Below are 21,550 nucleotides of genomic sequence, written 5' to 3' on the forward strand. Positions count from 1 at the left end.
GCACCCTATCTAGCCAGCCATGACCGAAACCCTTCTCCTCGCGGTGATCCTGATCCCGTGCCTGATTGTCGCCATCGTGTTCCACGAGGTGGCGCATGGCTGGGCCGCGCTCGCGCTGGGCGATCCCACCGCCAAGGAACAGCGCCGCCTGTCGCTCAACCCGATCCGCCATATCGATCCCATCGGCACGCTGCTGGTCCCCGGCGCGTTGGCGCTGTTCGGCGGACCGATCTTCGGCTGGGCGAAACCCGTCCCGGTACGCGGCGACCGTCTGCGCGATCCGCGTTTCGGCATGGTCGCTGTGGCTGCCGCAGGGCCGGGGACCAATTTGCTGCTCGCGCTGGTCGGGGCCGTGCTGTTCGGCGCTGTTTCCGGTGCGATCATCGCGGCGGGTGCGGTGCCGCCCGACTGGCTGCTGTCTGCAGGCGGCATGTTCATCCTGATCAACGTCTTCCTGGCGCTGTTCAATCTGCTCCCGATCCCGCCCTTCGATGGCTCGCATATCGTCGGCGGATTGCTGCCGCGCAAATGGGCGGTGAACTGGCAGAAGCTGCAATCGCTTGGCATGCTGTTCTTCATCGTGCTGATCGCGGCGACCTGGGCCTTTCCCGACAGCGGACTGATCGAGAACACCGTGCTGCCCCCGGTATTGTGGATGCAGGAACGCTATTTCGAACTGGCCGAGTGGGTCGCGCGCGGGATCGCGGGATGAGCGACCTCAAGCCCGCACCACATGGCTGGCTGATCCTCGACAAGCCGCGCGGGCTGGGTTCGACGCAGGCGGTCGGCATGGTCAAGCGCGTGCTGCGCCAGGGCGGCTATGCCAAGACCAAGGTCGGGCATGGCGGTACACTCGACCCGCTGGCCGAGGGCGTGCTCCCGATCGCGCTGGGCGAAGCGACCAAGCTGGCCGGCCGCATGCTCGATGCCGACAAGATCTACGCCTTCACCATCCAGTTCGGCGAGGAAACCGCCACGCTCGACACCGAGGGCGAGGTGACCGAGCGTAGCGATCGCCGGCCGCCGATGGCAGCGATCGCGGGCGTGCTCGACCATTTCACCGGCCCCATCGAACAGGTGCCGCCCGCCTATTCGGCGCTCAAGATCGATGGCAAGCGCGCCTACGACCGTGCCCGCGCGGGCGAAACGGTCGAAATGAAGACGCGCGCCGTGACGGTTCATTCGCTCGAGCTCGCGGCTGGGCGTGAGGATGCGGAGGTGCGGTCCGCTTTCGCCACCACTGCCGGCCGCCCGGACCCTTACGATCCGCAGGCGCCGCTCGAACTGGCGGACAGCGTCACGCTGGTCGCGCGCGTCTCCAAGGGGACATACATCCGGTCGCTGGCACGGGACATCGCACGCGCGCTTGGCACGCTCGGCCATGTCACCTATCTACGGCGCATCAAGTCCGGACCGTTCCTCGAGGAACAGGCGATTTCGCTGGACAAGCTGGAGGAAATCGCTAAGGGCGCGGCCATTGAAAACCTTCTCTTGCCGCTTGAGGCAGGACTGGACGACATCCCGGTCCTCACCCTCGATCCCGACAGCGCGCAGGCGGTCCGCCAGGGCCGGGTATTGTCGGAACTGCCCCATACCGACGGGCTCCACCTCGCCACCGCACACGATGTGCCGGTAGCCTTGATGGAACTCAGCGGCGGTACGGCCAAGGTCGTGCGGGGTTTCAACCTGCCGGATGTCGCGGAGTAGAATGAATGTCGGTTACTGCCGAAAAGAAACAAGAGATCATCAAGGACAATGCCGTCGCCGAAGGCGATACCGGTTCGCCGGAAGTCCAGGTCGCGATCCTCACCGAGCGCATCCGCAACCTGACCGAGCATTTCAAGTCCAATCACAAGGACAACCACTCGCGCCGTGGCCTGCTGATGATGGTCAACAAGCGCCGTAACCTGCTCGCCTATCTCAAGAAGACAGACGTCGAGCGGTACAATGCGCTGATCCAGAAGCTGGGTCTTCGCAAGTAAGAGTTTCTCAAAGGGGTGGCTCAGGCCGCCCCTTTGTTTATCCGGCCTGCGCGCAATACGGCGCGAGGGCGGAAAATGGAGGCGCGAAAAGCCTCGCACCGGACCGGGACGGAATACCCGGCACAGTAGGCCCCGCACCGCAATAAGGCCGCGCGGGTTCATAAGGAAAATACATGTTCGACACGAAAACCGTATCGCTGGAGTGGGGCGGAAAGACCCTCACCCTCGAAACCGGCCGCATCGCCCGTCAGGCTGACGGCGCCGTTCTGGCCACCTATGGCGAAACCGTGGTGCTGTGCGCCGTGACTGCCGCCAAGAGTGTACGCGAAGGGCAGGACTTCTTCCCGCTGACCGTCCACTATCAGGAAAAATTCTCCGCTGCGGGCCGGATCCCCGGCGGCTTCTTCAAGCGCGAAGGTCGCGCGACGGAGAAGGAAACGCTCACCTCGCGCCTCATCGACCGCCCCGTGCGGCCGCTGTTCCCCGAAGGTTTCTACAACGAAATCAACGTAATCTGTCAGGTCCTGTCGTATGACGGCGAGACCGAGCCCGATATCGTTGCGATGATCGCCGCTTCGGCTGCGCTGACCATCAGCGGTGTGCCCTTCATGGGCCCGATCGGTGCTGCACGCGTCGGTTACCGCAATGGCGAATACGAACTCAACCCGAGCCTCGGTGCAGCGCTTGACGAAGACGGTCGCCTCGACCTCGTCGTTGCCGCCACGCAGGACGCGGTGATGATGGTCGAATCCGAAGCCAAGGAGCTGACCGAAGAGGAAATGCTCGGCGCGGTGCTGTTCGCGCATGAGGAAAGCCGCAAGGTCATCGGCGCGATCGTCGACCTGGCCGAACAGGCTGCCAAGGACCCGTGGGAAATCGACGCTTCGGACGATACCTCGGCGATCAAGGAAAAGCTGCGCGGCATCGTCGGTGACGACATCGCCGCTGCTTACAAGCTGACCGACAAGTCGGCGCGTTCGAATGCGCTCAACGAAGCGCGTGCGAAGGCCAAGGAAGCATTCGCGAGCGAAGAAGCGCAGACGCAGATGGTCGCCAACAAGGCGGTCAAGAAGCTCGAAGCCGAAATCGTCCGCGGCGCCATCCTCAAGGACGGCCAGCGCATCGACGGCCGCAAGCTCGACCAGGTCCGCCCGATCGAGGCGATGGTCGGCCTGCTGCCCCGCACGCATGGTTCGGCGCTGTTCACCCGCGGTGAAACGCAGGCGATCTGCACCACCACGCTGGGCACCAAGGACGCCGAGCAGATGATCGACGGTCTCGAAGGCCTGTCGTACAATCACTTCATGCTGCACTATAACTTCCCGCCCTATTCGGTCGGCGAAGTGGGCCGCTTCGGCTTCACCAGCCGCCGCGAAACCGGCCACGGCAAGCTCGCATGGCGCGCGCTGCACCCGGTGCTGCCCGCGCATGAAGACTTCCCCTATACCATCCGTCTCCTGTCGGACATTACCGAGTCCAACGGCTCGTCCTCGATGGCGACCGTGTGCGGTGGCTGTCTGTCGATGATGGATGCCGGCGTTCCGATCGAACGTCCGGTGTCGGGCATCGCGATGGGCCTGATCCTCGAAGGCGAAGACTTCGCCGTCCTGTCGGACATCCTGGGTGACGAAGATCACCTGGGCGACATGGACTTCAAGGTCGCCGGTTCGGAAAGCGGCATCACCTCGCTGCAGATGGACATCAAGGTCGCCGGCATCACGCAGGAGATCATGAAGACCGCGCTCGAGCAGGCTAAGGCCGGCCGCGCGCACATCCTCGGTGAAATGAACAAGGCGCTGACCGGCGCCCGCACCGAGGTTTCCAAGCACGCACCGCGTATCGAGACCATGCAGATCGACAAGTCGAAGATCCGCGACGTCATTGGTACCGGCGGCAAGGTGATCCGCGAGATCGTCGCCGAAACCGGCGCCAAGGTCGACATCGACGACGAGGGCGTGATCAAGATCAGCTCCTCCAACGCCGACGAGATCGAAGCCGCGCGCAAGTGGATCGAAGGCATCGTCGAAGAGGCGGAAGTCGGCAAGGTCTACAACGGCAAGGTCGTCAACATCGTCGACTTCGGCGCTTTCGTGAACTTCATGGGTGGCAAGGACGGTCTCGTCCACGTCAGCGAAATGAAGAACGAACGCGTCGAGAAGCCGACCGACGTCGTGTCGGAAGGCCAGGAAGTGAAGGTCAAGGTCCTCGAGATCGACCAGCGCGGCAAGGTCCGCCTGTCGATGCGCGTCGTCGACCAGGAAACCGGCGAAGAGCTGGAAGACACCCGTCCTGCGCGCGAACCGCGCGGTGACCGTGGCCCGCGTGGCGGCGGTGGTGGCCGCGGCGGCGACCGCCGCGGTGGCCGGGGCGGCCCGCGCCGCGACCGCGATGGCGGCGGCGACAAGGACGGGGGCGGTGAAGCCCACGTGCCCGACTTCTTGAAGGACTGATCCTTCGCTAACGATTAGGGAAGGGGTCGCGGGTTCGCCTGCGGCCCCTTTGCTTTGGAGATTTGCCATGCTTCCGCGCGAAACCATCGCCACTGCCGACATTCCCGACGGCGAAACGCTGACGCTGGTCAGCCACGGGCGCGATTTCATCATCATGCTCGGCCGCGACGAGCTGATGGGAACGCGCATGCAGTTTTCCGAGGAGCAATTGGCCGAGCTTACGCTGGCCGAGCTCGCAGCCCCCAAGCCGCGCGTGTTGATCGGCGGCTATGGCATGGGCTTTACCTATCGCGCGGCGCTCGACCGGCTACCTGCAGGCGGATCGGTCACCGTGGCCGAGATCGTGCCCGAGATCCTCGACTGGGCGGCGGGGCCGCTCGCGCATCTGACCGGTGACAGCCTGTCCGATGATCGCGGCAAGGTCGTGATCTGCGACGTGGCCGCGCTGATCGACGATGCCAATGACGGCACCACCGGCAAATACGATGCGATCCTGCTCGATGTCGACAATGGGCCCGACGGGATCGTCCGCGATGCCAATTACCGTATCTACAGCCGCACCGGTCTCGCCAAGGCGCGCGATGCGCTGAACCGCGGGGGCATTCTCGCGATCTGGTCGGCCGCGCCCGACCACAAGTTCACCCAGCGCCTCAAGGAAGGCGGGTTCGATGTCGAAGTGCGCGAAGTGCGCGCGCGCCCCAACAACAAGGGCCCGCGGCACACGATCTGGTTCGCCCGCAAGCCCTAGCGGGCGATCCGCACGCGGCCCATGAAATCCATCTTGCCCACGGGCACGCCCTTCATCCGCAGGATGTTATAGGCGGTCGCGCAGTGGAAATAGAAGTTCGGTTGGCTGAAGCTGAGCAGGAATTCCTCGGCGGTGAAATCCATCCCGCGGTCCTTGAATTCGAACCGCATCGGCTGGCCGATGAAACCCTCCATCTCTTCCTCGGTCAGTGCTTCCAGCGCTTCGACCGCCCCGGCGAGCTTGGCGCGCAGGTCGGAGAAGCTGGCGGGCGGCGGGTTGAGATCGGGCGAATAGAGCCCGGCGCGAACGCCCTCGATCGAACCCTGCGTGTGTTCGGCCACGCATTTCACCTGATACGACCACGGCAGCATGTCGTCGAAGATCCGCGCGCCGATGAATTCATCGTGCCCGCAATCATGTTCGCTGCACCAATTCTCGGCCATGTCGACAAGGTGGTTTGCGGTCCCCAGCATCTGCAGGGCGCTGGGGACATAGGCGGCGTGAAGCGATAGCGACATGTGAATTTCTCTCCCGAATGTTGCCGGGACCATAGGCGAGAACTTCGCCTGCGCCAGCCGCAATTTGGTCAGACTTCGCGCACCAGCCGGGGCTGGGAATGCTTGCCGTCCTGCCACAGCAGCAATGTGTCGCGGCCTGCGTCCTTGGCGGCATAGAGCGCGTCGTCGCCGCGCTTCACCGCCGAATCGAGCGTGTCCTGCTCGCCGACCTGCGTAAGGCCTGCGCTGGCGGTGACGGGGAAGGGCACCTCGGGGACCAGTTCGAGCACCGAGATTGTGATCCGGCGGCGCACGGTCTCGGCCAGCCGCTGCCAGTCGTCGCCATAGAGCAGCACGACGAATTCCTCGCCGCCCTGCCGCGCAGGGAAGACATTGTCGTGCTTGAGCCCTTCGGCCACTGCGATCAGCACTTCATCGCCGACGTCATGGCCGAACATGTCGTTGATGCGCTTGAAATGGTCGCAGTCGATCACGGCCAGGCCGCGCGGGCGCGCATGGCCGCTATCGCGGAAGCGCAGTGCCAGACCGCGGCGATTGGCAATATCGGTCAGCGGGTCGGTGGCGACCGCGATCCGCGCCTCGCGTACATCGGCCACCGCCGCATCGCGCTGGCGCTTGATGACCATAAAGCCGTCGATCACCCCGACACCGGTAAAGAGGAAATCGGCCAGGATCGCGAACAGCGCGGCGACCTGCCAGTAGGGCATCGGCTGGCCGGTGCTCAGTTCGTAGGTCAGCACCACCAGCCCGACCGCGATCAGCGGCGAGTAACTGACCGCCTGGAACCGCGCCGCCCGGCTGCCCGCGCGCACCGCCACGATCAGCGCGACCAGCAGCCCGAGGATCATGGCGAGGATAATCAGGTCGTGCAGCCAGTCGAGCCGCGGCCACCACGGTGCCAGCGCAGTCGCGACGCCGCCAAGGACGCCGATCGGCAGCATCGTCCGCAGCCAGAAGCGGATCCGGGCGTAGGGAGCGCGCTCTTCGATATAGGCGGCGAGGAACGGGCCGGTGCAGCCGACCGCGATCGACAGCGCGATCTCGCCAATGTCGATCCGCGCCTCGCCCGTGGGGAAGAATGCGGGCAATTCGACCGGGAACAGCGCCAGCCCCATTAGACAGAAGGCGAATGTGCGCACCGCGTTCCACAGCAGGAAGGTGCGCCGCATGACCGGATAGAACGCCAGTGCGAGCATGCCGAAAGTCCCGGCTACGCCCAGAAATGCGCCGAAAGTGACGCCCTCCCAATCCATCTCGCTTTCCCGGCCCCCCTGGCTAGCGCATACCAAACGGCCTCGACCCCACCGCCGGTGAGCGGTGGAGCGAGCGGTATGCCTAATTCTTACACCCTCCCTTTTTCGGGTAGGGCGACGGAGCGACCCGGAATTCGGTGTCTAGCGAACGCGTGGTCCGCCGAAGGGCAGCGGCGGAGGGGGACGGCGCGCACCGCGGGGCAGCTGGGCCTGGTAGGCCCGGCCGCAATGTTCGACGCAATAGGGGAAGCCGGGGTTCACGGCTTCACCGCAGAAATGGAAATCGGGCTCGCCCGGATGGCCCATCGGCCAGCGGCAGACCTTGTCCGACAGGTCGAGCAGGCTGGTCTTGTCGGCAATCTCGGCGCTCGGCTTGGCGGGCACCAGCCGGCGCGGCGGCGCGGGCGGGATCGGCGGCTGCTGATCGCCCGGGCCCTGGCGCAGGAAGCCGCCGGGGCCGACCGATACGATCTTGGGCAGGTTGGAAGAGCGGTTGGGCAGCGGCTGCGACTGGGGCGCGCCATCCTGCCTGGGACCGGGTGCCGCAGGAGCAGCGGGCTTGGCGGGCGCAGCAGCGGCAGGCGCTGCCTTGGGCGCGGGCTTGGCGGCTTTCTTGGCCGCCGGCTTGGGCGCGGGTGCGGGCTTGGCCGGAGCCTTTTTCTTGTCGTTGGCCTTCACCGGCGAAGGACGCGACTTGAGACCCAGGCGATGCGCCTTGCCGATCACGGCATTGCGGCTGACTCCGCCCAGTTCGTCGGCGATCTGGCTGGCGGTCGAGCCGCCCTCCCACATCTTTTTCAGCGTTGCGATCCGTTCGTCGGTCCAGCTCATGTGCAGTCCTGTATCTCGTGTCTCGACGTCGCAGCTTGCATGCCGTGACGCTTGGGCCTAGTCGCCGCCCCCATGGTCGATCAAGCCCCGCCCGTATCGCCCGGAAGCGATCACCCGGACGCCTCCTTCGTGGAGGGTAATGCCGGAAGGGGGGGCCGGTTTCCGCCGCGGGGGCACCCGGTGATTCGCGGGATCAACGGGATCGGCCTGTGGAGCCTCTATATGAAGGAGGTCCGCCGGTTTCTCAAGGTCCAGACGCAGACAATCTGGGCCCCGGCGATCACCACGCTGCTTTTTCTCGTCATCTTCTCGGTCGCGCTGGGGCGCGGCGGGCGCGAAGTGCTGGGCGTGAACTTCCCGACCTTCGTCGCGCCGGGGCTGATCGCCATGGCAATGATGCAGAACGCCTTTGCCAATTCATCCTTCTCGCTGCTCTCGGGCAAGATCCAGGGCACGATCATCGACCTGCTGATGCCGCCGCTGTCCGAAGGCGAGCTGATGGGCGGGATCATCGGCGCCGCCATCACCCGCGCGGTGGCGGTGGGGTTCGTGGTGGCCGGCGCGATGATGCTCTATCCCGGCGTCAGCCTGGCGATGGCGCACCCCTGGGCGGTGCTGTGGTTCGGGTTGATGGGGGCAGTCATGCTCTCGCTGCTCGGCCTGCTAGCGTCGATCTGGGCGGAGAAATTCGACCACAATGCCGCGGTGACCAATTTCGTGATTGCCCCGCTGGCGATGCTGTCGGGCACTTTCTACGTCATCGACCGGCTGGCGCCCGCTTTCCAGGCAGTCAGCCGCGCCAATCCGTTCTTCTATGTGATTTCGGGCTTTCGCTACGGCTTCCTCGGCCAGAGCGATATCGGCGATGCAGCGGCGGTGGCCATGGCTGCGCTGGGCCTGCTCGCGCTCAACGCGCTGCTCGCGCTGGGCACTTACAAGCTGCTGAAATCAGGCTGGAAAATCAAGAACTGACCGCTTTGCGCGGGTCAGTGGGTCATGCTCCGCCGCATGCGATAGCGACCGTTTTCGAAATGCTCGAAATACTGGTGTACATCGGGATGCGAGACCGGGCCCGAGATCGAATCCGTCACCAGATTCTGCTGGCTGACATAAGCGACATAATCGCTGTCGTCGCTTTCGGCGAGCAGATGGTAGAACGGCTGGTTGCGGTCGGGCCGGATGTCTTCGGGGATCGCCTCGTACCATTCGTCGCTATTGGCGAAGACGGGGTCGATGTCGAAGATCACGCCGCGGAAGTCGAACATGCGGTGTTTCACCACGTCGCCGATGGCGAAGCGGCTTTTCATGCGGCGCGGGGCATCGATGGTGCGACCGGCCTGGGCGGAGAAATACTGTGCTCGATCCATGAGAACCGACGATATGGGGTGCACCGGCCCGCTTACAATGGGCGCGTGCGACCGATCCCCCGAAATCTCGTGAAAAGGGGCTTGGCAATGTGGGGGCGCTCGGCTAATCGGCGCGCCTTGCTTCGACCGGGGCCGTGGGCCCGAAGCGCACCCGACAGAGCGGAGAGGTGGCAGAGAGGTCGAATGCGCTGCACTCGAAATGCAGTGTACTGGCAACAGTACCGTGGGTTCGAATCCCACCCTCTCCGCCACGGGACCTTCCCCATCAGCCGATCATGCCGCGCATCGCCTCTCTGGAGCGGGCGGGGTCAGCCGCGTCCGCGGTAGGAGGCGACGCCCTGATCGGGCAGCCACAGATCCTGCGGCGGGGCGCCGCTTTGCCAGAAGACGTCGATCGGAATGCCGCCACGCGGGTACCAATAGCCGCCGATGCGCAGCCAGCGCGGCTGCATTTCGTCGAACAGGCGCTGGCCGATCCCCACCGTCACGTCCTCGTGAAAACCGCAGTGGTTGCGGAAACTGCCGAGAAACAGCTTGAGGCTCTTCGATTCCACAATCGTTTCGCCGGGCGCATAGTCGATCACCAGATGCGCGAAATCGGGCTGGCCGGTCACCGGGCACAGCGAGGTAAACTCGGGCGCGGCGAAGCGGACCATATACAGCTGGCCGGCGCGCGGGTTGGGCACGTAATCGAGTTCGGCGGCTTCGGGGGAATCGGGCAGGCCGGTATTGGTGCCGAGGAACTTAGGGGCAGGTGTGTCGCTCATGCCGCGCTCCTGCCGCGAAGCGCGGCGCAGCGCAAGCCGGGGCTTGGAAGCGCGCGCTTCAGTACCTATTCAGCGCGCCCCCGCACTGTGGCGCCTCCCTTCCGTGAAACGACCCTCGATGCCCCTTCCTATCCGCCTTTCCCTGATGGCCCTTGCCGCCGCGCTCCCGGCGCTGGCGCATGCGCAATCGGTCAATGATTTCACGCTCGAACCGGCCCCCACGCCCACCGGCACGCCGCAGGCGCAGGGTCCGGCGGATACGCAGAGCGGGGTCGAAATCCGGCCGCGTGCGGTCAATACGCCCACGCGTGCGCCGTCACCGACGGTCACCCCCAGTCCGACGCCCGTGACCGCAAGTCCGACGCCGCGACCTTCGGCGACCACGCCCGCGCCGCGTCCCAGCCCGACGGTGACGCCGCGCGCGGCTGAGACGGCGGGTCCGGATACGCAGGTCCCGGCCGCTCAACCCACGACGGCGGCGAGCAATGCACCGGCTCCCGGCGCCCCAACCACGCCGACGCCATCGGCCATGCCGCTTCCCGTAACGCCAGCGCCGGTCGAGGAACCCGCGCAAGATTGGCCGTGGCTGCCGATCGGCGGCGCAATCGTGCTGCTGGCGCTGCTCGCGGCAGCGGGTCTCGCCTGGCGTCGCCGGAGCGCTGCAGCGGTGCCGCAGATCGAGCGGCCCACGGTCGGCACTGCCGGTCCGTCTGGCCCAGTGCCGATGTCCGCTGCGCTGACAGTGCAGGTGGAGAACGAGAAGCTGATCCGCAGCGCTGCCTTCGCAACACTCAAATACCGCATGACGCTGGTCAACCGGACCGATGCCCCGCTGACCGATGTCGCGGTGGGTCTCGACCTTGTTTCCGCGCATGCCGGGGCGCCGATGGAGGAGCAGGTCGCCACCATCGCGACCGCGCTCGATCAGCGCCATCTGGTTGCGCGGATCTCGCCGCGGCAAAGCGTGACGCTGGAAGGGCAGGTCCAGCTCGCGCTCGCGGGGGCGCATGTCATCCGGCAGGGGCGCTATCCGCTGCTCGTGCCGCTGCTGCGCGTGCGGATCGACGGGCCGGGCGAGGGCGCTGTGCTCAAGACCTTCGTGGTCGGGCAGGGAACGCCCGGGGGAGGCCGCGTGCAACCCTTCCGCCTCGACGAAGGGCCGCGCAGTTACGCGCCGATTGCGCAGCGCGAACTCGCTTAACTCGACTTGCGCCGATCCGCCCGCTACTCGGGCCGTGATGGACAGTCTTGTTTCGACCCGGTGGCTGGCCGACCAACTCGGCGCGGACGATCTGGTGGTGCTCGATGCGACGATGCATCTGCCCGACAATCCGCGCGATGCCGCGGCGGAATATGCCGCGGCGCATGTGCCGGGGGCACGCTGGCTTGATCTGGCGAGCTTCGTCGATGCGCGATCGCCGGTGCCCAAGGCGGTCCCGACGGCAGAACAGTTTGCCGACCGGCTGGGCCACCTCGGCATCACGCCCGAGAGCTGCGTGGTCCTCTATGACGACAGCCAGATCAAGAGCGCTGCGCGCGCGTGGTTCGTCTTCCGGCTCTATGGTTTCGCTGGAGTGGCGATCCTCGATGGCGGGCTCGCCAAATGGAAGGCAGAGGGACGCGCGCTCGAAGCTGGCCAAACGCCGGTGACGCCAAGCGAATTTCCCATTCCGACACGCAGACCCGGCACACGCTCGAAAGCCGATATCCTGGCCAATTGCGACCAGCGCGCCGAGCAGGTGGTCGATGCCCGCGATGCCGCGCGCTTTGCGGGCGAGGAGGGCAGCGGATCGGCAGGCCATATCCCCGGCGCGGCCAATGTCCCGTTCCCGCTGCTGTTTGCCGCGAACGGCACCTATCGCGCGCCCGACGAGATCGCGGCGATCTTCGCCGAGGCGGGGGTTGCCCTCGAACGCCCGGTCGTCACCTCCTGCAACAGCGGGATGACCGCGGCGGTGCTTGCCTTCGGCCTCCATCTGGTGGGTAAGCAGGATGTTGCGCTTTACGATGGGAGCTGGCTCGAATGGGGCAGCGATCCGGATACGCCAAAGCAACAGGGAGCGGCGCGCTAGCAATGGCTGGAGACAACGACAGCAAGTACCGGCCGGCCACGCGGCTGGTCACCGGCGGACGGTCGGGCGATTTCGCGCGCGATGTGGTCAATCCGCCGGTGTGGCGGGCCAGCACCCATCTCTATGACAATTGTGCCGAGCTGCGCGCGCGCAAGGCGGCCAATCGTGACGGGCAATTCTTCTACGGACGCCGCGGTGCGCCCACGCAATGGGCGCTTTCGGAGGCCTTGACCGCGCTCGAGCCGGGGGCCGCCGGGACCGTGCTCTATCCCAGCGGGCTGGCCGCGCTGGTCGGTGCCCTGCTGACCGTACTGCGCAGCGGCGACGTGCTGCTGGTGGCGGACAATGCCTATGATCCGACCCGCAACACCGCGACCGGATTGCTGGCCGGGTTCGGGATCGAGCACCGTTTCTTCGACCCGCTCGACATCGACGCTTACGAGGCGGCCTTCTGCAACCGGACCCGCGCGGTCATGCTCGAAGTGCCGGGCAGCCTGACCATGGAAGTGTGCGATATTCCCGCGCTCGCCCGCATCGCGCGCGCCAAGGGCGCGGTGAGCCTGGTCGACAACACCTGGGCGACCTCGCTCGGCTTTCCCGCGCTCGAGCATGGCTGCGATATCGCGATTACTGCATTGACCAAGCACGTCGGCGGCCATTCGGATGTGATGATGGGATCCGCCAGCGCGGGTGAACGCTGGTACCGCCGCCTGCGGCTGGGCGCACAGCAGCTTGGCCATGTGGTCTCGCCTGACGATGCCGCGCTCGTGCTGCGCGGATTGCGCACCATGGGCGTCCGGCTGGAGAAACAAAGCGCCACCGCGCTGGCGGTTGCCGAATGGCTCGCCGGCCGCGACGAGGTCGCGCATGTCCTCGCGCCGATGCTGCCCGGCACGCCGGGGCATACGCTGTGGCAACGCGATTTCTCGGGCGGCTGCGGCTTGTTCAGCTTCGTGCTCAAGGGCGGCGACGATGCCGCGCGCTGCCGGCTGGTCGATGCGCTTGCGCTATTCGGCATCGGTTATAGCTGGGGCGGGTTCGAAAGCCTCGCGCTGCCGTTCGATGTCGAACCGGTCCGCGATGCGATGCCATGGCCCAAAGCGGGATGGGGGGTTGAGGATCGCCATGCCATCCGGCTATCGATCGGGCTTGAAGACCAGGACGACCTGATCGCCGACCTCGATCGCGGGTTCGCGGCGCTAACCGAAGGATAGATGTGCAGGGCGAGACCTCACCAAGTGCCGCCGATGCAGTTCCGGCAGCGCCGATCGAACAGGCGTGGAGCCAGGCCGAACCCGTAAGCGAGGAAAGCTCGGTCGCCGCGGCCGAGGGCGCGAAGGAAGCGCTCAGCTCGCAGAGCGAAACGGTCGGTTCGGTCATCGACACGGTCGATGCGGTGGCGCTGTCCTTCGGCGACTTCCGCATTTCGGTGGTCGATGTGCTGATCGTCGGCGCGGTGATCGCCGCGGTTCTGCTGTTCGCCTGGTTCGCCAGCCGGATGGGGCGCCGCGTGGTGCGGCGGATGACCAAGCTGGACGATGCGCAGCAATTGCTGGTCGAGAAACTCGTCACCATCGTCATCTGGGCGACCGCCTTCTTTCTCGGTATCGACCTGCTCGGTATCGACTTGACCGCTTTTGCAGTGTTCTCGGGCGCTTTCGGTCTGGCGATCGGTTTCGGCCTGCAGAAGACCTTCGGCAATCTCATCGCGGGGATCATCCTGCTGATGGACCGCTCGATCAAGCCGGGCGATGTGATCGCGGTGGCCGATACGGTGGGCAAGGAAAGCTTCGGCCAGATCCGCAAGATCGGTATCCGCGCGGTATCGGTGACCACGCGCGACCAGCGCGAATATCTGATTCCCAACGAAAACCTGATGATCAACCAGGTCGAAAACTGGTCCTACTCGTCGAAGAACGTGCGCATGCAGGTGTTCGTCGGGGTCAGCTACGAAGCCGATATGAACCTCGCCGAAGAATTGATGCTCGAGGCGGCGCGCAGCTGCGAGCGGGTGCTCAGCGCCCCGCCGCCGACCGTCTGGATGAGCGAATATGGCGACAATTCGGTCAATTTCGTCATCCATTGCTGGATCAAGGATCCCGAGGACGGGGTCGGCAATGTGCGCAGCGCGGTGCTCAAGAAATTGTGGTGGCTGTTCAAGGACAACGGGATCGAAATTCCCTTCCCCCAGCGCGACCTTCACATCCGCTCCAGCGACCAGTTCGAACGGCTGATCGGGGTGATGGAACAGGGCGCGGGAACCCGCGGCGGCGCGAAAGATTAGGTTGCCGCGCGCACAGCGCGGGTTTCAAAATATCGCCTTCCCCGTCGGACACGCATTCTGATTGGCGCAGGCCGGCCATGCCGCGCATCTTGCGAACATGGCAGATACCGGAACCATCTATCTCGTCGGCGCAGGACCGGGCGACCCCGACCTCCTGACGATCCGCGCCGCTCGGTTGATCGAGCGTGCCCACACCATCGTCCACGACGGGCTTGTCGACCCGGCGATCCTCGCGACCGCTCGCGCCGACGCGGTGCTCATCTCGGTGGCCAAGCGCCGTTCGCACCACACGCTCCCGCAGGAACAGATCAGCGATCTGCTGGTGCGCCTCGCGCGTGCCGGTGAGGATGTCGTGCGTCTGAAGGGCGGCGATCCCTTCATCTTCGGACGCGGCGGCGAAGAGGCCGAAGTGGCCCGTGCTGCGGGTGTCCCCGTCGAAGTCGTCCCTGGGATCAGCGCCGCCAATGGCGCGGCAGCGGCGGCGCAGATCGCGCTGACCCATCGCGATGCGGCGAGCATCGTCAGCTTCGTTGCCGGGCAGTGCAAGGGGCTGAAAGATCAGGACTGGGCCGGGCTTGCCGGCAAGGGCCGGACGCTGGTGATCTACATGGGCGTGAAGACCGCGCCGCAGATCGCCGAGAAGCTCATGGCCGACGGGCTGGCCCCCGACATGCCCGTCGCCGTGATCGAAAACGGCACGCGCCCCGATATGCGTGTGCTGCGCGGAGTGCTTGCAGGCCTGCCCGATCTGGTCGCGCGCGAGGCCGTGGTCAGCCCCGCCCTGATCGTGATCGGTGAAGTCACCGCGCGTGCGGATGCCGTGCTGCTCGCCGAAGCTGCACAGGAGGCTGCGCGATGAGACTGCTGACCGGAAACGATTTGCTGAGCGGCGCGGTGACCTGGTGGACCGGCAGCGACTGGTCGATCCATGTCGAAGATGCGGCCGATGTCGATGGCAATGAGGACGAGATCGCTCGCCGCGAGGAAGCCGCGCGCCGCGTCAATTCGCCCTATCCAGTCGATGCCGAGCTGCATGACGGCAGCCCCCGGCCATCGCATATCAAGGAGCGCGTCCGCGCGCTCGGCCCCACCGTTCGCCCCGACCTGACCCTCAAGCCCGCCGATCCCGAAATCGGCAATTGGGTGATCTGATGTACAAATACGATCATTACGACCAGGCGATGGTCGATGCCCGCGTCGAGGAATTCCGCGACCAGGCGCGTCGTCGTCTCGAAGGCAAGCTGACCGAAGACCAGTTCAAGCCGCTCCGGCTGATGAACGGGCTCTATCTCCAGCTGCATGCCTATATGCTGCGCGTCGCCATCCCCTATGGCACGCTCAATGGCCAGCAGATGCACGCGCTGGCGGATATCGCGGACAAATACGACCGCGGGTATGGCCACTTCACCACGCGGCAGAACATCCAGTACAACTGGATCAAGCTGGAGGACGCGGCCGATATCCTCGCCGATCTCGCCAAGGTCGAGATGCATGCCATCCAGACCAGCGGCAATTGCATCCGCAACATCAGCTCGGATCACTTCGCCGGTGCTGCAGCGGACGAGATCGTCGATCCGCGCCCCTATGCCGAATTGCTGCGCCAGTGGTCGAGCTTCCACCCGGAATTCAGCTATCTGCCGCGCAAGTTCAAGATCGCGGTGATTGCCGGCGAGCATGATCGCGCCGCGATGCGGTTGCACGATATCGGTATCAACATCGTCCGCAACGATGCGGGCGAACTGGGAGCGGCTTTCTATGTCGGAGGCGGCATGGGCCGCACGCCGATGATCGCGCCCTGCATCAACCCCTTCGTCCCGCTCGACCAGTTGGTGACCTATTCCGAGGCGTGCCTGCGCGTTTACAACCGCCATGGCCGGCGCGACAACAAGTACAAGGCGCGGATCAAGATCCTCGTCCATGAACTCGGCGCGGAGGAATATACCCGCCAGGTCGATGCCGAATTCGCGCATCTGCTCGAGCAGGGCGTCGAACCGCCGTTTGCCGAGCTCGAACGGATCAAGGAGTATTTCGCCGATCCGCTGTTCGAAGCGGGCGCGGCTACCGAACTCGATCGTTCGGACCCCGATTTCGCGGTGTGGGTCGATCGCAACACGGTGGCTCACAAGGAACCGGGCTATGTCTCGGCGGTGATCAGCCTCAAGCCGGTGGGCGGCATCCCGGGTGATGCGACCGCCGAACAGATGCGCCTGATGGCCGATCTCGCGCGGGATTACAGCTTCGACGAGCTGCGCGTGATGCATACGCAGAACATCGTCCTGCCACATGTCCGCAAGGCCGATCTGCACGCGCTGTGGACCGCGCTTGAAGAAGCAGGGCTGGGCAGCCCGAACCTCGACACGGTCGAGGATATCATCGCCTGCCCCGGGCTCGATTATTGCAGCCTTGCCAATGCCCGCTCGATCCCGATCGCGCAGCGCATTTCCGAACGCTTCGCCGACAATGGCAAGACCGGCACGCTGGGCGAACTCAAGCTCAAGATTTCGGGCTGCATCAATGCCTGCGGGCATCACCATGCGGGCCACATCGGCATCCTCGGCGTCGACCGTAAGGGGGTGGAAAACTACCAGCTCCTCCTCGGCGGCAGCGAGGCGGAGGATGTGAGCCTCGCCAAGATCACCGGCCCCGGCTTCGACGAGCACGGCATCGTCGATGCGGTCGAAACCGTGACCCATGTTTACGAAAGCGCACGTCAGGATGGCGAGCGTTTCCTCGATACCTACCGCCGCATCGGCATGAACCCCTTCAAGGAGGCGCTCTATGGCTGAGATGCTGCGCTATCGCGATGACGAACCCGTCGACCATCCGGCGGTGACCGTCGATTCTTTCGTCGATCAGTCGAATGCGGCCGCGGTCCGGATCGAGCCGGGCGACGATGCCCGCGAGCTCCTGCCGCATCTGGGCCGGCTGGCGCTGGTCGAGGTCAACTTCCCCGCCTTTGGCGACGGGCGCGGCTATTCCTCGGCGCGGATCCTGCGCGAGGCGGGTTACGAAGGCGAACTGCGCGCCGTGGGCGATGTGCTGGTCGACCAGCTCGCCTATATGCGCCGCTGCGGCTTCGATGCCTTCGAGCCCGACCAGCAGCTCGACAAGGACGATGTGATCGCGGCCTTCGAACGCTGGCCCGAAGTGTACCAGAACGCGGCGGATACCCGCACGCCGATCTGGAGCAAGCGGCACCCGTGAACGACATGCGCGCCATCGATCGTATCGACACCCGTCCCCGGTTTTCCGAGCACGATGCCATCCGTCTCAACCGCATGTTCCGCGGGACCGAGACCGAGGAATGGCTGCGCGCGGTAATCGAGGGCAGTCTGGTGGGCGATATGGCCGTGGTGTCGAGCTTCGGCGCCGAAAGCGCGGTGCTGTTGCACCTGATCGCGCAGGCCGATGCGACCGTGCCGGTGCTGTTTCTCGAAACGGGCAAGCATTTCCCCGAAACGCTCGCCTATCGTGACGAACTGACCGATCGCCTCGGTTTGAACCGGGTCGATCTCTATCCCGAGATCGCCGATCTGGAGGCGCGCGACGAAAGCGGGCTGCGCTGGTCCTACGATCCCGACGGGTGCTGCGAATTGCGCAAGGTCAAACCGCTCGAAAAGGTGCTGGTCAATTTCGATGCCAGCTTCACCGGGCGCAAGGCGTTCCAGTCCGCGACACGTGCCAATCTGCCGCGCTTCGAGATCGACACCTCCGACGCGCAGGGGCGGCTCAAGATCAATCCGCTGATCGACTGGTCGGCCGAGGATATCGCCGCCTATTTCGAACGGCACGATCTGCCCCGCCACCCGCTGATCGAACGCGGTTTCCCCAGCATCGGCTGCTCACCCTGCACCCGCCAGGTTGGCGAAGGCGAAGATGCGCGCGCGGGTCGGTGGTCGGGCTGGGACAAGGTCGAATGCGGCATTCACAAGCCGGGCGAGGAACCGTTCCTCTAGACCCGCCTGCGATGAATGGTGCCGGCTGCAGGAATCGAACCCGCGGCCTGATGATTACAAATCAACTGCTCTACCAACTGAGCTAAGCCGGCACTCCGGAAGCGCGCCTTTCGAACAAACCGGCGCGAATGTCCAGACCCTCACAGCCAGCCTTCCATGCGATACCAGCGCGCGGTCGAGACGAGCCCTTCAGCGCCCGGTACGCGCGGTGACCAGACCGCTTCGGGTACTTTCATTGCAGAGCGCGCGACCCAGTTTGGGTGCGTCATATAGCCCACGCGGTCGGCGGTCAGCCGCGCTTTGTCGCCGCGCAGCAGGCGATCGAGGCGGGCCGCGGCTTCGAGCACCGCACGCGGCAGGTGCGGGGCGAATACCGGGCGGCCCACTGCCTTGCCGATCGCCTTGGCCAGTTCCTTGTGCGACCATCCACCTTCGCGCCCGTCATCGGGTTCGAACGTGCGGCGTCGGACCAGCGCGGGCGAGGCATCGACCAGCGCGAACAGCAGCCGCGCAAGATCGTCGACATGGATGATCGAGCTCGCCCCGCCGGGCGGTAGCGGCACGAAACCGAATTGCGCGCTGCGGAACATCTCGAAATAGTCGACATCGTGCGGGCCATAGACGCCCGGCGGGCGGACGATGGTCCAGTCGAGCCCGCTGGCGCTCACCCATTTCTCGGCCTCCGCCTTCGAGTGGCCATAGCGCGACAGCTCGGGCTCACGCGCGGAAAGCGACGATACGAAGATGAAACGTTTGACCCGCGCATCCTGGCAGGCGCGCAGCAGGTTCTGCGTGCCAACCACATTGGCTTCGTGAAAGGCGTCCGGATCGGGCGTATTGGTCAGCCCCGCAACGTGGATCACCGCCTCCGCACCTGCGACCAGCTGTGCCAGCGCGGGCTTCTCGTCCAGTGTGCCTTCGACCCATGCGACGCCCTCGCGCTGCGCCATGGGCCGCCGGGTCAGCGCGCGCACCGGCTCTTCGCAGCGCAGCGCCTCGGCCAGCACCGCCTGCCCGACGAAGCCGGTGGCCCCGGTCAGCGCAATGGTCATGTCCGCACCATGTGATCGCGGTGGACCACTGCCGCACGCGGCGCGTAGCCAAGCTTCGCCAATTGCTGCTCCTCCCTCAGGCCGAGGATCGCGCGGCATTCCGCCGCGGTATATTCGCACAGGCCCTGGCCGAGCCGTTCGCCTTGCGGACCGTGCAGCGCGACGAGGTCACCGCGGCCGAACTCGCCCTCGACCGCCGTCAGCCCCGCGGCCAACACGCTCGCGCCCCTGTCCAGCGCGGCGACGCAACCTGCGTCGATCGAAAGCACCCCAGCGGGGGCCAGACGGCCGCCCAGCCACGCCTTGCGCGCGCTGGCATCGGACTGGGGCAGGAAGAGCGTCCCGACCCCGGCATCAAGCGCGCGCCCGATCGGGGCGGCATGCGTGCCATTGACGATGGCGAGCGCGATTCCCGCCCGCTCGGCGATGCGCGCTGCCTGGAGCTTGGCGAGCATCCCGCCCGAACCCAGGCCCGAGGTCGACTCGCCGCTGGCCATGGCGATAATCTCGGGTGTGACGCCTGTGACCCGCTCGATACGCACAGCACCGGCCTCGCGCGGGTCGCGGTCGTACAGACCGTCGACGTCGGATAGCAGCAGGACGGCATCGGCCCCGGCGGCCTGCGCAACCCGCGCGGCAAGCCGGTCGTTATCGCCGAAGCGGATTTCCTCGGTGGCGACGCTGTCGTTCTCATTGACCACCGGCACTGCGCCTGCCTCCAGCAGCCGGGCGAGGGTGGCCGAGGCATTGAGATAGCGCCGCCGATCCTCGAGATCGCCCAGCGTCACCAGCATCTGCGCCGCGGTGATGCCATGCGTCCCGAGCGCATCCGCCCACAGGCGCGCGAGTTCGACCTGTCCCACCGACGCGGCGGCCTGCGCATCGGCGAGGCTCCCGCGGCCGCCCCGGGCAAGCCCGAGCTTGGCGGCGCCAAGCGCGATTGCGCCTGAGGACACGACGATGATCTCGGTGTTGTGACGCAATTCCGAGATTTCGGCCGCGAGTGTCGCCAGCCATTCCGCGCGCGGCGCGCCGTCCTGCACCAGCAAGGCCGAGCCGACCTTGATGACCAGGCGGCGCGTTGTGCGCAGGTCGGAGAGGGCGGCGACATCCATCGAAGCACGATTAGCCAAAGCGGGCCGTACGCGGAAGCCGCCTTCGCTTGGCTGGACCGAAGCGCGTCTTTGCGCTCAGATCGGCGACCAGTCGCCCGAGCCGTCCTCGGGTACGTCCTCGATTTCCACCGCATTGGTTTCGGTCGCGGTCCGGTCGGGAAGGAAACCGAGCACGGCATCGAGCAATTCGCCAATGCCCGCGCCGGTCGCGCCCGAGATCGTGAAGACCTTCTTGGCACCGGCAGCCAGCAGTTCCTCGGCAAAGCCTTCGCCCAGTTCCTCGTCGGCAAGGTCGAGCTTGTTCAGCGCAACCAGCTGCGGCTTGTCGGCCAGCTCGTCGCCATAGGCTTCGAGTTCGGCATTGACCGTGCGATAGGCTTCGGCCGGATCGTCGCCCGAGATGTCGATCAGGTGGATCAGCGCGCGGCATCGCTCGATATGGCCGAGGAAGCGGTCACCGATCCCTGCGCCTTCGGCAGCGCCCTCGATGAGGCCGGGAATATCGGCGAGCACGAATTCGCGGCCCTTGTGCGTGACCACGCCCAGCTTGGGAATCAGCGTGGTGAAGGCGTAGTGACCGACCTTGGCCCGCGCGTTCGACACCTGGTTGATGAAGGTGCTCTTGCCCGCATTGGGCAGACCCAGCAGGCCGACATCGGCCAGCAGCTTGAGCCGCAGCCAGACCCACATTTCCTCGCCCGGTTCGCCCGGCTGGTGCTGGCGCGGGGCGCGGTTGGTGCTGGATTTGTAGCTGGCATTGCCGCGGCCACCCAGACCGCCTTCAAGGAAGACGACCCGCTGGCCGACTTCGGTGAAATCGGCGAGCACTTCTTCCTTGTCCTCGCTCAGGATCTGCGTGCCGACGGGAACTTCGATCAGGAGGTCGGGCGCACCCGCGCCGGTCTGGTCCTTGCCCTGGCCGTGATTGCCGCGCTTGGCCTTGAAGTGCTGGGCATAGCGGAAATCGATCAGCGTGTTGAGGCCCTGGACGGCTTCGAACACGATATCGCCGCCCTTGCCGCCATTGCCGCCGTCGGGGCCGCCATATTCGATATATTTTTCGCGCCGGAAGCTGACGGCACCGGGACCGCCGGCGCCAGCTTTGAGATAGATCTTGGCTTGGTCGAGGAAATGCATGGCGCGCCCTCTAGCCGC

The 21,550-nt window shown here is 65.7% G+C and carries 23 protein-coding genes and 2 tRNA genes; 16 read left to right on the forward strand and 9 right to left on the reverse strand.

The window, feature by feature from the left end; genetic code table 11:
* Positions 1–19: 19 nt before the first annotated feature.
* The 5 genes from V6B15_RS02805 (at position 20) to V6B15_RS02825 (ending at position 5,180) form a co-directional block, all read left to right on the forward strand.
* Positions 20–712, forward strand: coding sequence for a site-2 protease family protein (locus tag V6B15_RS02805; RefSeq protein ID WP_253522826.1), 693 nt, complete (start codon positions 20–22; stop codon positions 710–712).
* Positions 709–1,707 carry a tRNA pseudouridine(55) synthase TruB gene (gene truB, locus V6B15_RS02810; protein WP_334199939.1) on the forward strand — a complete coding sequence of 333 codons (999 nt, stop codon included), beginning with the start codon at positions 709–711 and terminating at the stop codon, positions 1,705–1,707. The genes V6B15_RS02805 and truB overlap by 4 nt, the downstream gene beginning before the upstream one ends.
* Positions 1,708–1,712: 5 nt before the next feature.
* Positions 1,713–1,982: a 30S ribosomal protein S15 gene (gene rpsO / locus V6B15_RS02815; RefSeq protein WP_253522832.1), complete on the forward strand. Its 270-nt coding sequence runs from the start codon at positions 1,713–1,715 to the stop codon at positions 1,980–1,982.
* 173 nt (positions 1,983–2,155) lie between these two features.
* Positions 2,156–4,432 carry a polyribonucleotide nucleotidyltransferase gene (pnp, locus tag V6B15_RS02820; protein WP_334199940.1) on the forward strand — a complete coding sequence of 759 codons (2,277 nt, stop codon included), beginning with the start codon at positions 2,156–2,158 and terminating at the stop codon, positions 4,430–4,432.
* A gap of 67 nt (positions 4,433–4,499) precedes the next feature.
* Positions 4,500–5,180, forward strand: coding sequence for a spermidine synthase (locus V6B15_RS02825; protein ID WP_334199941.1), 681 nt, complete (start codon positions 4,500–4,502; stop codon positions 5,178–5,180).
* On the opposite strand, the gene V6B15_RS02830 is transcribed toward V6B15_RS02825, so the two are convergent.
* The 3 genes from V6B15_RS02830 to V6B15_RS02840 all read right to left on the reverse strand — a co-directional run bounded on the left by V6B15_RS02830 (position 5,177) and on the right by V6B15_RS02840 (position 7,782).
* Positions 5,177–5,698, reverse strand: a complete 522-nt coding sequence (locus V6B15_RS02830) for a DUF1993 domain-containing protein (RefSeq protein ID WP_334199942.1) — start codon at positions 5,696–5,698, stop codon at positions 5,177–5,179. The two genes, V6B15_RS02825 and V6B15_RS02830, sit on opposite strands and share 4 nt — an antisense overlap.
* 68 nt (positions 5,699–5,766) lie before the next feature.
* Complete coding sequence (locus V6B15_RS02835) at positions 5,767–6,951, reverse strand: GGDEF domain-containing protein (RefSeq protein WP_334199943.1); 1,185 nt, start codon at positions 6,949–6,951, stop codon at positions 5,767–5,769.
* 141 nt (positions 6,952–7,092) lie between these two features.
* On the reverse strand, positions 7,093–7,782 hold the full coding sequence (locus V6B15_RS02840; RefSeq protein ID WP_334199944.1) for a GcrA family cell cycle regulator: 690 nt from the start codon (positions 7,780–7,782) through the stop codon (positions 7,093–7,095).
* 72 nt (positions 7,783–7,854) lie between these two features.
* Here V6B15_RS02840 and V6B15_RS02845 point away from each other — a divergent pair, with 72 nt between their 5' ends.
* Positions 7,855–8,754, forward strand: a complete 900-nt coding sequence (locus V6B15_RS02845) for an ABC transporter permease (RefSeq protein WP_442968996.1) — start codon at positions 7,855–7,857, stop codon at positions 8,752–8,754.
* Positions 8,755–8,768: 14 nt separating this feature from the next.
* Here V6B15_RS02845 and hspQ read toward each other — a convergent pair whose 3' ends face one another.
* Positions 8,769–9,149 (reverse strand): heat shock protein HspQ, encoded by a 381-nt coding sequence (gene hspQ / locus V6B15_RS02850; protein WP_263605015.1) that lies wholly within the window; start codon positions 9,147–9,149, stop codon positions 8,769–8,771.
* Positions 9,150–9,310: 161 nt separating this feature from the next.
* On the opposite strand from hspQ, the gene V6B15_RS02855 reads away from it, so the two are divergent.
* Positions 9,311–9,400: transfer RNA gene (locus V6B15_RS02855), tRNA-Ser, on the forward strand.
* 57 nt (positions 9,401–9,457) lie between these two features.
* Here the strand turns inward: V6B15_RS02855 and queF are convergent.
* Complete coding sequence (gene queF / locus V6B15_RS02860) at positions 9,458–9,916, reverse strand: preQ(1) synthase (protein WP_334199945.1); 459 nt, start codon at positions 9,914–9,916, stop codon at positions 9,458–9,460.
* 145 nt (positions 9,917–10,061) lie between these two features.
* On the opposite strand from queF, the gene V6B15_RS02865 reads away from it, so the two are divergent.
* The 9 genes from V6B15_RS02865 (at position 10,062) to V6B15_RS02905 (ending at position 18,228) form a co-directional block, all read left to right on the forward strand.
* The gene (locus V6B15_RS02865; protein WP_334199946.1) at positions 10,062–11,117 is read left to right on the forward strand and encodes a hypothetical protein; all 1,056 of its coding nucleotides are present in this window, start codon (positions 10,062–10,064) and stop codon (positions 11,115–11,117) included.
* 37 nt (positions 11,118–11,154) lie between these two features.
* Positions 11,155–11,988 (forward strand): sulfurtransferase, encoded by an 834-nt coding sequence (locus tag V6B15_RS02870; protein ID WP_334199947.1) that lies wholly within the window; start codon positions 11,155–11,157, stop codon positions 11,986–11,988.
* 2 nt (positions 11,989–11,990) lie between these two features.
* Positions 11,991–13,202: a cystathionine beta-lyase gene (gene metC / locus V6B15_RS02875; RefSeq protein ID WP_334199948.1), complete on the forward strand. Its 1,212-nt coding sequence runs from the start codon at positions 11,991–11,993 to the stop codon at positions 13,200–13,202.
* 2 nt (positions 13,203–13,204) lie between these two features.
* Positions 13,205–14,272, forward strand: coding sequence for a mechanosensitive ion channel family protein (locus tag V6B15_RS02880; protein WP_442968997.1), 1,068 nt, complete (start codon positions 13,205–13,207; stop codon positions 14,270–14,272).
* Between the two features lie 97 nt (positions 14,273–14,369).
* Positions 14,370–15,131 carry a uroporphyrinogen-III C-methyltransferase gene (gene cobA / locus V6B15_RS02885; RefSeq protein WP_334199949.1) on the forward strand — a complete coding sequence of 254 codons (762 nt, stop codon included), beginning with the start codon at positions 14,370–14,372 and terminating at the stop codon, positions 15,129–15,131.
* Positions 15,128–15,424, forward strand: coding sequence for a DUF2849 domain-containing protein (locus tag V6B15_RS02890; RefSeq protein ID WP_320181921.1), 297 nt, complete (start codon positions 15,128–15,130; stop codon positions 15,422–15,424). The genes cobA and V6B15_RS02890 overlap by 4 nt, the downstream gene beginning before the upstream one ends.
* The gene (locus tag V6B15_RS02895; protein WP_334199950.1) at positions 15,424–17,058 is read left to right on the forward strand and encodes a nitrite/sulfite reductase; all 1,635 of its coding nucleotides are present in this window, start codon (positions 15,424–15,426) and stop codon (positions 17,056–17,058) included. Before V6B15_RS02890 ends, V6B15_RS02895 begins: the two co-directional genes overlap by 1 nt.
* Positions 17,051–17,476: a DUF934 domain-containing protein gene (locus V6B15_RS02900; RefSeq protein WP_320181923.1), complete on the forward strand. Its 426-nt coding sequence runs from the start codon at positions 17,051–17,053 to the stop codon at positions 17,474–17,476. The genes V6B15_RS02895 and V6B15_RS02900 overlap by 8 nt, the downstream gene beginning before the upstream one ends.
* A 5-nt stretch (positions 17,477–17,481) precedes the next feature.
* The gene (locus V6B15_RS02905; protein WP_320181924.1) at positions 17,482–18,228 is read left to right on the forward strand and encodes a phosphoadenylyl-sulfate reductase; all 747 of its coding nucleotides are present in this window, start codon (positions 17,482–17,484) and stop codon (positions 18,226–18,228) included.
* A 16-nt stretch (positions 18,229–18,244) separates the two neighbouring features.
* Here the strand turns inward: V6B15_RS02905 and V6B15_RS02910 are convergent.
* The 4 genes from V6B15_RS02910 to obgE all read right to left on the reverse strand — a co-directional run bounded on the left by V6B15_RS02910 (position 18,245) and on the right by obgE (position 21,532).
* Positions 18,245–18,320, reverse strand: a tRNA-Thr gene (locus V6B15_RS02910).
* Between the two features lie 48 nt (positions 18,321–18,368).
* On the reverse strand, positions 18,369–19,280 hold the full coding sequence (locus V6B15_RS02915) for an NAD-dependent epimerase/dehydratase family protein (RefSeq protein ID WP_334199951.1): 912 nt from the start codon (positions 19,278–19,280) through the stop codon (positions 18,369–18,371).
* A complete protein-coding gene (proB, locus tag V6B15_RS02920) occupies positions 19,277–20,395 on the reverse strand; it encodes a glutamate 5-kinase (RefSeq protein WP_334199952.1) in 1,119 nt (372 codons plus the stop codon). The genes V6B15_RS02915 and proB overlap by 4 nt, the downstream gene beginning before the upstream one ends.
* A gap of 75 nt (positions 20,396–20,470) precedes the next feature.
* A complete protein-coding gene (gene obgE / locus V6B15_RS02925; protein ID WP_334199953.1) occupies positions 20,471–21,532 on the reverse strand; it encodes a GTPase ObgE in 1,062 nt (353 codons plus the stop codon).
* Between the last annotated feature and the right edge of the window lie 18 nt (positions 21,533–21,550).

Source organism: Qipengyuania sp. Mu-71, assembly GCF_036867055.1.
In the GTDB taxonomy this organism is placed as follows: domain Bacteria; phylum Pseudomonadota; class Alphaproteobacteria; order Sphingomonadales; family Sphingomonadaceae; genus Qipengyuania; species Qipengyuania profunda.

Bases quoted from the DNA above. Each gene is read 5' to 3' on its own strand.
- rpsO (WP_253522832.1), top strand. From the start codon at position 1,713: ATGTCGGTTACTGCCGAAAAGAAACAAGAGATCATCAAGGACAATGCC.
- V6B15_RS02805 (WP_253522826.1), top strand. From the start codon at position 20: ATGACCGAAACCCTTCTCCTCGCGGTGATCCTGATCCCGTGCCTGATT.
- V6B15_RS02840 (WP_334199944.1), bottom strand. From the start codon at position 7,782: ATGAGCTGGACCGACGAACGGATCGCAACGCTGAAAAAGATGTGGGAG.
- V6B15_RS02890 (WP_320181921.1), top strand. From the start codon at position 15,128: ATGAGACTGCTGACCGGAAACGATTTGCTGAGCGGCGCGGTGACCTGG.
- V6B15_RS02895 (WP_334199950.1), top strand. From the start codon at position 15,424: ATGTACAAATACGATCATTACGACCAGGCGATGGTCGATGCCCGCGTC.
- V6B15_RS02845 (WP_442968996.1), top strand. From the start codon at position 7,855: ATGGTCGATCAAGCCCCGCCCGTATCGCCCGGAAGCGATCACCCGGAC.
- pnp (WP_334199940.1), top strand. From the start codon at position 2,156: ATGTTCGACACGAAAACCGTATCGCTGGAGTGGGGCGGAAAGACCCTC.
- hspQ (WP_263605015.1), bottom strand. From the start codon at position 9,149: ATGGATCGAGCACAGTATTTCTCCGCCCAGGCCGGTCGCACCATCGAT.
- V6B15_RS02905 (WP_320181924.1), top strand. From the start codon at position 17,482: ATGCGCGCCATCGATCGTATCGACACCCGTCCCCGGTTTTCCGAGCAC.
- cobA (WP_334199949.1), top strand. From the start codon at position 14,370: ATGGCAGATACCGGAACCATCTATCTCGTCGGCGCAGGACCGGGCGAC.
- V6B15_RS02830 (WP_334199942.1), bottom strand. From the start codon at position 5,698: ATGTCGCTATCGCTTCACGCCGCCTATGTCCCCAGCGCCCTGCAGATG.
- V6B15_RS02915 (WP_334199951.1), bottom strand. From the start codon at position 19,280: ATGACCATTGCGCTGACCGGGGCCACCGGCTTCGTCGGGCAGGCGGTG.
- truB (WP_334199939.1), top strand. From the start codon at position 709: ATGAGCGACCTCAAGCCCGCACCACATGGCTGGCTGATCCTCGACAAG.
- proB (WP_334199952.1), bottom strand. From the start codon at position 20,395: ATGGATGTCGCCGCCCTCTCCGACCTGCGCACAACGCGCCGCCTGGTC.
- V6B15_RS02835 (WP_334199943.1), bottom strand. From the start codon at position 6,951: ATGGATTGGGAGGGCGTCACTTTCGGCGCATTTCTGGGCGTAGCCGGG.
- obgE (WP_334199953.1), bottom strand. From the start codon at position 21,532: ATGCATTTCCTCGACCAAGCCAAGATCTATCTCAAAGCTGGCGCCGGC.
- V6B15_RS02900 (WP_320181923.1), top strand. From the start codon at position 17,051: ATGGCTGAGATGCTGCGCTATCGCGATGACGAACCCGTCGACCATCCG.
- V6B15_RS02825 (WP_334199941.1), top strand. From the start codon at position 4,500: ATGCTTCCGCGCGAAACCATCGCCACTGCCGACATTCCCGACGGCGAA.
- V6B15_RS02865 (WP_334199946.1), top strand. From the start codon at position 10,062: ATGGCCCTTGCCGCCGCGCTCCCGGCGCTGGCGCATGCGCAATCGGTC.
- queF (WP_334199945.1), bottom strand. From the start codon at position 9,916: ATGAGCGACACACCTGCCCCTAAGTTCCTCGGCACCAATACCGGCCTG.
- metC (WP_334199948.1), top strand. From the start codon at position 11,991: ATGGCTGGAGACAACGACAGCAAGTACCGGCCGGCCACGCGGCTGGTC.
- V6B15_RS02870 (WP_334199947.1), top strand. From the start codon at position 11,155: ATGGACAGTCTTGTTTCGACCCGGTGGCTGGCCGACCAACTCGGCGCG.